Genomic DNA, 10403 nt, shown 5'->3' with positions numbered 1-10403 from the left:
AGAGTGAGGTTCTGGAAGGCCCGAAATATAAGGGCTACAGCGAATGTCCATACCATGCACACTCACCGGTGGGCGGGTGCCGTGGAACTGGCAGTAGGGCTTGGCTTCAGCCAGACCAAACGGGATTTGCTGGAGTGTTTTGGTGCCAGGCTGATCGGCAAAGAGATGCTGGTGGCCGGCGCCACACCCAAGGATGTCGTGATGCATCACCTGGAGAACCAGGCCGCACTGGGCAAGTCCTATTTCTACACCGATCAATTCAACAACCCGGTGGGCATTGAAGCCCATCGTTACCAGACGGCCAGTGAGCTTGCCGTGCAATTGACCAACGTCGGGGCCGGGCGGGAAATCCTGTTTGTCGGCTGCGCCGGCACTGGCGCAAGTTTCACAGGCATTACCCTGGGGCTGAAGGACCACGGTTTTGACGTTTCGACCGTGTTGGTCGACCCCAGCGGTTGTGATTCAAGGGCGGGCGTGTTCACGGACCATCGCTTTGAAGGCATGGCGGTGGGTGTTTGCCCACCCTTCATGGACTGGGCGCTGGTGGACGAACGGGCTCAGGTGCAGCACGCCGAAATGCTGGCTGCACAGCGCTGGTTCTACATGCAAAGTGGCATTTTCGTGGGGAATACCGCCGCAGCCTGCCTCGCCGTCGCCCAGCGCATGGCACAGCACCCGCGCTATGCAGCAACCACCCTGGTCACCATCGCCTATGACGCCGGCCTCTGGTACCAGGACTTGCTGGGGGCGACCCGGCGAAAGGCCGCGTAGCAGGTTTTGAATCGAGTCAGTCGATCAGGCGCCGTGGCACTTCTTGAACTTTTTCTCGCTACCGCACGGGCAAGGGTCGTTACGGCCAACGTCCTTCAGGGCGTTGCGTACCGGCTCCTGGTGGCCGTGGTTGCAGTGCGGGCCGTGTACATGGCCATGATCGTGGTGGTGGTCATGATCATGGTCGTGGTTGCAGTCAGGGCCATGAACGTGGGGTTGTTGAGACATTGCAGGGTTACTCCGGGATGTGATCGCCGGGGATTATCTCACCACTGCGCGATAAGTGCAGGTCCCGATGGATGACCAACCCGGTCGCCAGTTCGCCCTCCAAGGTGTAATGCAGCGGCTGCCTGCTTTTGAGCAGCTTGGCCAGTGGCTTGAGGTGCTGCCACAGGTTGGTGCGCGCGGTAATCTTGAAGGTGCGCCGGGCGTGCCCGCCCACGCTGCGCCAGACACTGGCTTCGTCCTGCACCAGCAGCAGGTCGTTGAGGCGTATTGCATACGACAGGTTGCGGATGAACAGGCGGCTGTCATTGGGGTTGTCGACCCGCAGGTGCAGCACGAACTCCTGCTCCAGCAACCTGGCCTTGACCGTTTCGACCTCGACCAGGTGCACTTCGGGTTCGCGCCAGTCGTCACCCCCCCAACTGGCACAGCCCGCCAGAAAGGCCAGGCATGCCGTCAGTGTGCAGGGCAGCAGCAGGCGGGCGCGGGCCATCATGCTCAGCTACCCACGTAACTGGCGCAGCATTTCTTGAATTTTTGCCCGCTGGCGCAAGGGCAGGGGTCGTTGCGCCCGGCCTTCAGCCCAACCGTAGGGTCGATGAAGTACCAGCGCCCGGCATGCTGGACGAATGCCGAACGTTCACGGTGCTGGTGATCGCCATCCTGGTCGTGCCAGCGCGCGGTGAAGGTGACAAACCCGTGCTCCGGCTGGCCGCCCAGTACTTCGGCGTCTTCCACCTCCAGGCCCAGCCAGGTGCTCTGGGCGCTCCAGGCCGCCATGGCGGCCTGGTCCAGTCCGGCTTGCTGGGCCGGCAGGGTGGTGGCCACCAGGTAGTCGACCAGGCCCAGCACGTAAGCGCTGTAGCGTGAGCGCATCAGCGTCTGGGCATCCGGTGCCGGGGTACCTGCATGGTAATGCCCGCAGCAGGCGTCGAGCAGGTTGCCACTGCCGCAAGGGCAGACCGAGACACTCATCATCACCACCAGTACTTGCCGAAGTTTTCAGGGTTGGCCCAGAACCTGGCGTTGAGCCAGTCCGGGACCTGCTTGTAGTCATGTAGATCATAGGTGAACAGGCTCAATACCTGCTGGTCACGGCAGAATTTCTCGCTGGCCGACAGCGCCAGGGCAAAGAAGTCGGTGTCTTGCCAGCCGCAGGCGGCCAGGTCGGCCAGCACCGCTACCCGGCTGGCATTGAGGTTGCGAATGCCGCCGAGCAGTTCCAGGCCGGTGCGCTTGGGCAGGTGTTCCAGGCAGTCCACCAGCACCGCCAGATCAAAGCGTTGGGCCGCCAGTTCGGCCGGCAGCGGGCCCGGGGCAGCCGTGGCGATCGTCACCCGGGGGTGCGCCTGGGCGAAGGCGTCCAGCGCCGGGAAGCGCGTGCCGACCAGTAGCAGGCGTTGCGGGGTGAAGCGTTCGAGCAGGGCCGCGAGGGCTTGCTGCGGGGTGCGTTGGGAAAAACCGTCGGTCATTGCCAATCCTCGTTCAAGTCGTCCAAGACTAGCGGGCCGCGGCGTGTGGGCAAAGAGGCATGTGACCACGTCGTGGCTTATTGCTGGCAGGGTTGGAAAGCGCGGTCTTTACTCCCAGAGATCGGCCTTATGCCGATTCCCCCTAGGAGAAGCAATGAAATGAGCATAGTACGCACAGCGTTACCCCTGGTACTGCTCACCAGTGTGTTGACTGGTTGTGCAGGTTTGCAAAAAACCGACTGGCCGAAATGTGCCGCCGTCGGGGGTGTAGGCGGCGCCGCTTTGGGCGCTATTGAAAGTTCCAGCTGGGCTGGCTGGGGTGCGTTGCTGGGCGGTGGCCTGGCGGCGGGCTACTGCTGGGCCCATGGCGATGGCGACGAGGATGGCGACGGCGTGCCGGATAGCCGTGACAAGTGCCCGGGCACCCCGCGTGGTGTGCAGGTCGATGCCAACGGGTGCCCGCCTGAGCCGGTAGCGGTGGTGGAAGAAGTGGTGGTGCAGAAGGAAGAAGTCATCGTCATCCGCGATGTGCACTTCGAGTTCGATTCCGCGCGCCTGACCGCCAGTGACAAAGAGCGCCTCAATACCATTGCCACGCGCCTGAAACAGGAAGCGCCGTCTGCCCGCCTGAGCGTCAGCGGCCATACCGACAGCGTCGGCTCCGACAGTTACAACCAGAAACTGTCCGAGCGCCGCGCCCACTCGGTGACCGATTACCTGGTCGAGAGCGGTGTACCTCGCAGCAGCTTCGTTTCGGTGGTCGGTGCTGGTGAAACCCAGCCGGTGGCGGACAATGCCACGGCCGACGGGCGTGCCATGAACCGCCGTACCGAAATCAAGATCCAGCGGTAGACGGTGTGCGCCCGTGCCTTGAGCAGTGGCGCGGGCGCGTCTTCATGCCGGTCAGCCGTTCGTGGCCGATGACACAGGAGCATTCAGCATGAGTGTGACGTCGAAGGCGGCATTGCCGCTGTTGGTGGCTGCCAGCCTGCTCGCGGGTTGTGCAACCCACAGCGATGGTAGTGCGCCGCTCAACCAAAGGACCTGGCCCATCTGCAGCCTGCTGGGCGGCCTGGTCGGTGGCGGCCTGGGCGCTATTGAAAGTTCTACCTGGGCCGCAGGTGGCGGTGCCCTGGGCGCTATCGCCGGTGGGCTGATCTGTTACGCCCAGGATGGCGACGAAGATGGCGACGGTATTTTCGACCGCCGCGATCGTTGCCCCGATACCCCCGCCAACACTGCAGTCGACCACATGGGTTGCCCGCTGAAGGAGTACCCGGCAGCGGCGCCTGCCACTGCACCTGAGCCCTCGCCAGAGGTGATCATCCTGGATGACAACGGTGCGGTGATGTTTGCCTTCGATTCCGCCGACCTGACCCCGGCGGCGCAGCAACGCCTGCAAGGCCTGGTGGTAAAACTCGACTCGCCGACGATAGCCAAGGTGAGTGTGATCGGGCACACCGACAACGTGGGTTCCGATAGCTACAACCAGGCGCTTTCCGAGCGCCGTGCCAGCAGCGTTGCCGAGTACCTGATCAGTCAGGGCCTGGAGCCGGGCAAGGTCACCAGCCAGGGCCGCGGAGAAAGCCAGCCGATCACCGATAACGAAAGCGAGGAGGGCCGCGCGCGCAACCGACGGGTGGAGCTGCACCTCAACTGAGCGCTGCTGGCGCCTGACTTGGCATTGCAGTTAATGTGGGTCGCACGGCCCGCTCGAACGGGCCGCCTCGACATAACAACATTCAATAGGGGCGGGGTATGAAGTTCATCCTGGGCCTGGGCAAGGTCCTGACGGTCGCTTTCTGGGGTGTGGCGTTGTTCAATCAGCTGATGCCACAACCTGTGCCTTTCAATCTGTTGATCAATGCCGCTGGCATCGTCCTGTTCGGCTTGCACCTGCTCGAGGTGCTGTTCTTCAATGGCAGCCTGCGTGGGCGCAGCCACCGCTGGTTCGACCGTTTGCAGATCCTGCTGACAGGTATCTTCCATGTCATGTCCATTCCCCGTGCGCAGGAGGCGCCGCGAAATGCGTAATCTGATGTTGCTGGCCATGATGGCCGCTCCCCTGGCCCAGGCTGAAAGCCTGGAGGTCGCCGCCAATTCCATGCTGCGCCTGCCCGACAAGTCGGCCAGCGTGCACTTCACGCACCTGCGTGTCGCGGATGCGGCAACCCTGTTGCTGCCTGCCTCGCTTGCGCAATTGACGGTCGACCAGCTGGAACTGGGGCGTGATGCGCGCATCGCCATCGCACCCTCCGATAGCCCCCTGGTGATCGAGGCGCGTAGCGCGAAGTTGGGTGAGGGCAGTGAATTCAGTGCCCCCGGGGCGGCGGGTAGTTATCAGCGGGCAGCTCGTCCGGGCCGCAGCCTGGACCTGAAACTGGCTGAAGTGGATGCCGAACGGGTGGCGATCGATGCCCGTGGTGGCGCGGGCGCTCCGGGTTATGTGGGGCTTGATGGTGGCAACGGCCAGGCGGGTGGCTGCACCTGGGGCCAGGCCAGTCGTGGTGCCAATGGCGATAACGGCGGCGACGGGCATGATGGCGCGCCGGGAGGGCGCATTCGCCTGAGCGTGCCGCAGGGGTTCGCGCAAGAGCGCGTTGTCGTGCGCCTGGATGGTGGCGCCCCAGGCAAGCCCGGGGCGGCGGGCAAGGCGGGTAAAGGGGGAGCTAGCAAGGGTTGCCTGGTGTACAGCACCGATGCTGGCGCCAATGGCCGGCCAGGGCAGCCTGGGCAGCCCGGCCTGGCAGGCGCCGCAGGTGAGCTGATTCTGCAGCACCTGTGAACCTTTTTGGCTGCGAAGTTCTCGCGAGGGAAATTGCAGCGCCTATGCGATCGAGCGCCGCCCGCGCGGCGCTCGATCTATCTCCAACGCATAACTCAGCCGTCAGATCATCAGGCGCGAACTGGCCACAGCGACCACTGCCAGGCCCAGCAGCAGGTTGATCCCCACCATCCGCCGAATCCGCCCCAGCACCGCCGCACCCGTCGGCCAGTCCTCGGCCTGCACCGCCGTCTTCAGCTCCGGCAGCAGCAGCGCCTGAATGCGCATGAACAAGGCAAACATGGCGATGCCGCCACCGATCATTACCTGCACGTACTTCGGCGCAGTCTCGAAGCCACTGAAACGCATGTGCAACATGCCGATACCACTTATCGTCAAGATCGCCACCGCCAGCCAGACCCAGCCGAAGAAGCGTCGGAAAACTTCCACCCACAGCCGCAGCCGCGCAGGCCCTTCAAGGGCCGCAACCGTTGCCGGGCGCAGCACCAGCCAGGCGAAGAACATGCCGCCGACCCATACCAGGGCAGCCAGAACATGCAGTGTGTAGGGCAGGGCAAAGGCGAGCATCCGGATCTCCATGCGGCATAAAGGGCAATAGCGGGGTATGATAGCCGCCCCATGCGAAACACTGAAAATATATCCAGCCCGACGGGCGCCTGCAGACCATGATCAGCAACGAACTCAAAGCCACCATCCAGGGCGCCTACTCGCGTTTTCTCGAAGCCAAGAGCCTCAAGCCTCGCTATGGCCAGCGCCTGATGATCGCCGAAGTGGCCAAGGTGCTTGGCGACATTGCCTGCGACGATGAAGGCCGCCGTGCCGGCGAGCCTGCCGTGGTTGCCGTGGAGGCGGGCACCGGTACCGGCAAGACGGTGGCCTACAGCCTGGCCGCCATCCCGGCCGCCAAGGCCGCTGGCAAACGCCTGGTGATCGCCACCGCTACCGTGGCCCTGCAAGAGCAGATCGTCTTCAAGGACCTGCCCGACCTGATGCGCAACAGCGGGCTCAACTTCAGCTTCGCCCTGGCCAAGGGCCGTGGCCGCTACCTGTGCCTGTCCAAGCTCGACATCCTGCTGCAGGAGGGTCACGCCCAGTCGGCCACTGCCCAGTTGTTCGAGGAAGAGGGCTTTCGCATCGAGGTCGACGAGCGCAGCCAGAAGCTGTTCAACAGCATGATCGAGAAGCTTGCCGGCAACCGCTGGGACGGTGACCGTGACAGCTGGTCAGAAGCCCTGGAAGACCAGGACTGGGCCCGCCTGACCACCGACCATAGCCAGTGCACCGGCCGCCACTGCCCGAATTTCCAGCAGTGCGTGTTCTACAAGGCCCGTGAAGGCATGGGCAAGGTAGACGTGATCGTTACCAACCACGACATGGTGCTGGCCGACCTGGCCCTGGGCGGGGGTGCAGTGTTGCCCGACCCGCGCGACACCATGTACGTGTTCGACGAAGGCCACCACCTGCCAGACAAGGCCATCGGCCACTTCGCTCATTATTCGCGCCTGCGCTCCACCGCAGACTGGCTGGAACAGACCGCCAAGAACCTGACCAAGCTGCTGGCCCAGCACCCGCTGCCCGGCGACCTGGGCAAGTACATCGAACAGGTCCCGGAGCTGGCGCGCGAAGTGCGCACCCAGCAGCAGTTCATGTTCACCCTCTGCGAGCAGGTTGCCGACTTCCGCCCCAGTGAAGACACCGAGGGCCGTGAGCGCCCGCGCTATCGCTTCGAAGGCGGCGTCGTGCCGGAACAGCTTCGTGAAGTGGGTATCGAGCTGAAGAAGGGCTTTGCCCGCCTCAACGACCTGTTCACCCGCCTGGCCGATCTGCTCAAGGAAGGCATGGACGGCGAGGTCAATATCGGCATCGCCAGCCACCAGGCCGAGGAGTGGTACCCGCTGTTCGGCAGCCTGGTCACCCGTGCCCAGGGCAACTGGGAACTGTGGACGGCCTTCACCGCCGAAGACCCGGAAGACAGCCCGCCCATGGCTCGCTGGCTGACGCTGGCCGAGAGCGGTGCGATGTTCGACATCGAAGTCAACGCCAGCCCGATCCTTGCCGCCGAGATGCTTCGCCGCAGCCTGTGGAGCGTTGCCCACGGTGCGCTGGTGACGTCGGCGACGTTGACCGCGCTGGGCAAGTTCGACCGCTTCCGCATGCGCTCCGGTTTACCGCGTGATGCGATGACCTGTGTGGTGCCCAGCCCGTTCGTGCACGGAGACGCTGGCCTGTTGCGGGTGCCCGACCTCAAGGCCGACCCACGCGATGCGGCGGCACACACCGCGGCAATCATCCGCGAGCTGCCGAACATCGTCGAAGATGCCCGTGGCGCGCTGGTGCTGTTCTCCTCGCGCAAGCAGATGCAGGATGTGTTCGATGGCCTGGACCGTGACTGGCGCAAGCTGGTCCTGATCCAGGGCAACCTGTCCAAGCAGGAAACCCTGAACAAGCACAAGGCGCGGGTCGACGATGGCCAGCACAGCGTGCTGTTCGGCCTGGCAAGCTTTGCCGAGGGTGTCGACCTGCCTGGCGCCTATTGCGAGCATGTGGTGATTGCCAAGATTCCATTTGCCGTGCCCGATGACCCGGTCGAAGCCGCACTGGCGGAGTGGATAGAAGCCCGCGGCGGTAACCCGTTCATGGAAATTGCCGTACCCGACGCCTCGCTGAAGCTGATCCAGGCATGCGGGCGCCTGCTGCGTACCGAGCAAGATCGCGGTGTCATCACCTTGCTTGACCGGCGCCTGGTCACCCAGCGCTACGGCAAGGCTATTCTCAATGCGCTGCCGCCGTTCCGGCGGGAGATTTCCTGACCGCCGGAGCACTTGCTCCGGCGCGTTGTCCATTACTCAGTCTTGGTCCCGTAAGGGGCCTGAAGGAGAGCCCCAGCCTTATGGTCCGCCTCACCCTGCCTGCCGTTTTCGCCCTGTTGTTCAGCTCGCCCTTGCTGGCCGGGCAGCAGACGCTGTTCAGCTTCGTGCGCCCGGCCTCGGTGGTCAATGTGGTGACCGAGGATGCCGGCATGCCGCAGTACAACGCGGAGCAAACGGCCGAGGGCGAGGTGTTGCGGCGAGTGGTGTTCAACCCGGTCGAGCGGCCCACCCTGCGGCTGAGCCCGCAAGGCGAGGCGTGGGATTGGTCCACCGGGCAGTTCCTCACGTTGCGCATGCAAAGTGCCATGGACTGGGCGCTGACGGTGGATGTCACGGTGCAAGGCAGCGATGGCCGCACCTTGACCAGCCGCGTTGACCTGCCGGCCGGCCCCGCGCAAACCGTGATGGTGCCGCTGACGGCCAGCTCGCCGCTGAGCCAGGGCATGCGCGCCGGCCCACCCATGCCGTGGCACCATGGTGGCCAGCGCTTGCTGCTGACCAGCAGCGCGGGCGCGGTAGACCTCAAGCAGGTGGCCTCGGTCAGCCTGAGCATCCCCAGCCCCAAGGTGGCGCAGAACCTGCTGATCGAGCGAGTAGGCATTCAGGATGACGACCAGGCCTACAAGGCGGCCTATAAGGATTTGATCGATGCCTATGGCCAGTCCACGCGCGGCAATTGGCCCGAGAAGGTTGCCAATGACGAGCAGCTCAAGGCGGCCGATACGCGTGAACAGCAGCAGCTCAAGGGCTGGCTGGCTGAACGCGGCAAGCAGCAACTCGATGGCTACGGCGGGCTGCTGGCAGGGCCGGCCTTCGAGGCCAAGGGCTTCTTTCGCACCGAAAAGCGTGATGGCCGCTGGTACCTGGTAACACCGGAAGGGCACCCGTTCTATTCCCTGGGGGTGAACGCCGTCGCCGCAGATGGCGGGCGTACCTACGTCGCCGGCCGTGAAGGCATGTTCAAGGGGTTGCCGGGCGAGGGCGATGCTCTGGCCGCATTCTACGGCGAGGGCAACAACGACGATGGCAATGCCTCGTCGCAAGGGCGCCACTTCAAGCAAGGGCGCTGGTTCGATTTTTATGCCGCCAACGTGCAGCGTACCTACGGCAAACCCTGCCCGCCTGGCGCAGAAGGGCAGCCAGCCAACTGCCCGCCACTGGTTCTGGACGCTGCCCGCTGGCAAACGCATGCGCTGGACCGTTTGCAGGCCTGGGGTTTCAACACGATCGGCAACTGGAGCGAGCCCGCCCTGGGCCTGGCCAAGCGCATGCCCTACACCCTGCCGCTGTCGATCGTGGGTGATTACGCCAGCATCAGCACCGGCATGGACTGGTGGGGCAGCATGCCCGACCCGTTCGACCCGCGCTTTGCCATGGCCACCGAGCGCGCCGTGGCCATTGCCGCCCGTGATCACCGTGACGATCCTTGGCTGATTGGCTATTTCGCCGACAACGAGCTGGCCTGGGCTGCCCCAGGCAGCGACCCTAAAGCCCGGTATGGCCTGGCTTATGGCACTTTGCGCCTGACTACCGATGTACCGGCCAAGCGCGCCTTCCTCAAGCAGTTGCGTGACAAGTACCGCAATCAGCAAGGGCTGTCCAAGGCCTGGGGCATCGAACTGACCGCCTGGGAACTCATGGAAGACCCGGGCTTCGAGGCGCCGTTGCCCGACCCGCAACACCCGGAAATCGAGCGCGACTACCAGCACTTCCAGCAGGTGTTCGCCGAGACCTACTTCAAGACCATTGCCGATTCATTGAAGTGGCATGCCCCCAATCACCTGCTGCTCGGTGGCCGCTACGCGGTGAGCACGCCGGAGGCGGTCAAGGCCTGTGCCGAGTTCTGCGATGTGCTCAGCTTCAACTTCTATACCCTCAAGCCGCAGGACGGCTACGATTTTGCCCGCCTGGCCGAGCTGGACAAGCCGGTGCTGGTGTCCGAGTTCCAGTTCGGTTCACGAGATCGCGGGCCGTTCTGGCCGGGGCCGCTGGAGCTGGCGCGGGAAGAAGACCGCGGCCCGGCTTACGGCAACTTCCTCAAGGCGGCCCTGGCGCAGCCGATGATCGTTGGTGCGCACTGGTTCCAGTACCTCGACCAGCCGGCCAGCGGCCGCCTGCTTGACGGCGAAAACGGCCACCTCGGGCTGGTGGCGATCACCGATGTGCCGTACCCGGGGTTTGTCGACGCTGTGCGCAAGAGCAACCTGCAGGCGATGGGCCAATTGCGCACCCTGCTGGAAAAACCGGCTCCCTGAGCACGAAGCTACCGTTCGTCGCGAC

General features: G+C 64.3%; 11 protein-coding genes and 1 pseudogene. 7 read left to right on the top strand and 5 right to left on the bottom strand.

What is annotated here, in order from left to right; genetic code table 11:
- Positions 1-63: 63 nt before the first annotated feature.
- Positions 64-771, top strand: a pseudogene (locus SB756_RS27570) (pyridoxal-phosphate dependent enzyme); the annotation flags it as partial.
- Between the two features lie 24 nt (positions 772-795).
- Here SB756_RS27570 and SB756_RS27565 read toward each other — a convergent pair.
- From SB756_RS27565 to SB756_RS27550, 4 genes are read right to left on the bottom strand one after another with little or no spacing between them, the layout of a single operon-like run.
- The gene (locus SB756_RS27565) at positions 796-999 is read right to left on the bottom strand and encodes an SEC-C metal-binding domain-containing protein (RefSeq protein ID WP_019471879.1); all 204 of its coding nucleotides are present in this window, start codon (positions 997-999) and stop codon (positions 796-798) included.
- Positions 1000-1006: 7 nt separating this feature from the next.
- Positions 1007-1492, bottom strand: a complete 486-nt coding sequence (locus tag SB756_RS27560; RefSeq protein ID WP_341796607.1) for an LEA type 2 family protein — start codon at positions 1490-1492, stop codon at positions 1007-1009.
- Between the two features lie 2 nt (positions 1493-1494).
- On the bottom strand, positions 1495-1971 hold the full coding sequence (locus SB756_RS27555; protein WP_341796606.1) for a YchJ family protein: 477 nt from the start codon (positions 1969-1971) through the stop codon (positions 1495-1497).
- Between the two features lie 2 nt (positions 1972-1973).
- The gene (locus SB756_RS27550; protein ID WP_341796605.1) at positions 1974-2468 is read right to left on the bottom strand and encodes a DUF6231 family protein; all 495 of its coding nucleotides are present in this window, start codon (positions 2466-2468) and stop codon (positions 1974-1976) included.
- Positions 2469-2627: 159 nt separating this feature from the next.
- On the opposite strand from SB756_RS27550, the gene SB756_RS27545 reads away from it, so the two are divergent.
- From SB756_RS27545 to SB756_RS27530, 4 genes are all read left to right on the top strand, one after another.
- Positions 2628-3320 carry an OmpA family protein gene (locus SB756_RS27545; RefSeq protein ID WP_338744993.1) on the top strand — a complete coding sequence of 231 codons (693 nt, stop codon included), beginning with the start codon at positions 2628-2630 and terminating at the stop codon, positions 3318-3320.
- An 88-nt stretch (positions 3321-3408) separates the two neighbouring features.
- On the top strand, positions 3409-4128 hold the full coding sequence (locus SB756_RS27540) for an OmpA family protein (protein WP_341796604.1): 720 nt from the start codon (positions 3409-3411) through the stop codon (positions 4126-4128).
- A 98-nt stretch (positions 4129-4226) separates the two neighbouring features.
- Positions 4227-4502, top strand: coding sequence for a DUF1145 domain-containing protein (locus SB756_RS27535; protein WP_341796603.1), 276 nt, complete (start codon positions 4227-4229; stop codon positions 4500-4502).
- Positions 4495-5253: a collagen-like protein gene (locus SB756_RS27530; protein ID WP_410912669.1), complete on the top strand. Its 759-nt coding sequence runs from the start codon at positions 4495-4497 to the stop codon at positions 5251-5253. The genes SB756_RS27535 and SB756_RS27530 overlap by 8 nt, the downstream gene beginning before the upstream one ends.
- Positions 5254-5355: 102 nt before the next feature.
- Here SB756_RS27530 and SB756_RS27525 read toward each other — a convergent pair whose 3' ends face one another.
- On the bottom strand, positions 5356-5820 hold the full coding sequence (locus tag SB756_RS27525) for a CopD family protein (RefSeq protein ID WP_341796601.1): 465 nt from the start codon (positions 5818-5820) through the stop codon (positions 5356-5358).
- A gap of 98 nt (positions 5821-5918) precedes the next feature.
- On the opposite strand from SB756_RS27525, the gene dinG reads away from it, so the two are divergent.
- Together dinG and SB756_RS27515 are read left to right on the top strand one after the other, a co-directional pair.
- Positions 5919-8063, top strand: a complete 2145-nt coding sequence (gene dinG, locus SB756_RS27520; protein WP_016498247.1) for an ATP-dependent DNA helicase DinG — start codon at positions 5919-5921, stop codon at positions 8061-8063.
- An 80-nt stretch (positions 8064-8143) separates the two neighbouring features.
- The gene (locus SB756_RS27515) at positions 8144-10378 is read left to right on the top strand and encodes a beta-galactosidase (protein ID WP_341796599.1); all 2235 of its coding nucleotides are present in this window, start codon (positions 8144-8146) and stop codon (positions 10376-10378) included.
- The last annotated feature ends 25 nt before the right edge of the window (positions 10379-10403 follow it).

This window comes from Pseudomonas sp. SIMBA_068 (genome assembly GCF_046534705.1).
GTDB lineage: Bacteria > Pseudomonadota > Gammaproteobacteria > Pseudomonadales > Pseudomonadaceae > Aquipseudomonas > Aquipseudomonas putida.
Note: the sequence above shows the minus strand (reverse complement) of the source record. Positions and strands in the feature narration are given on the sequence as shown.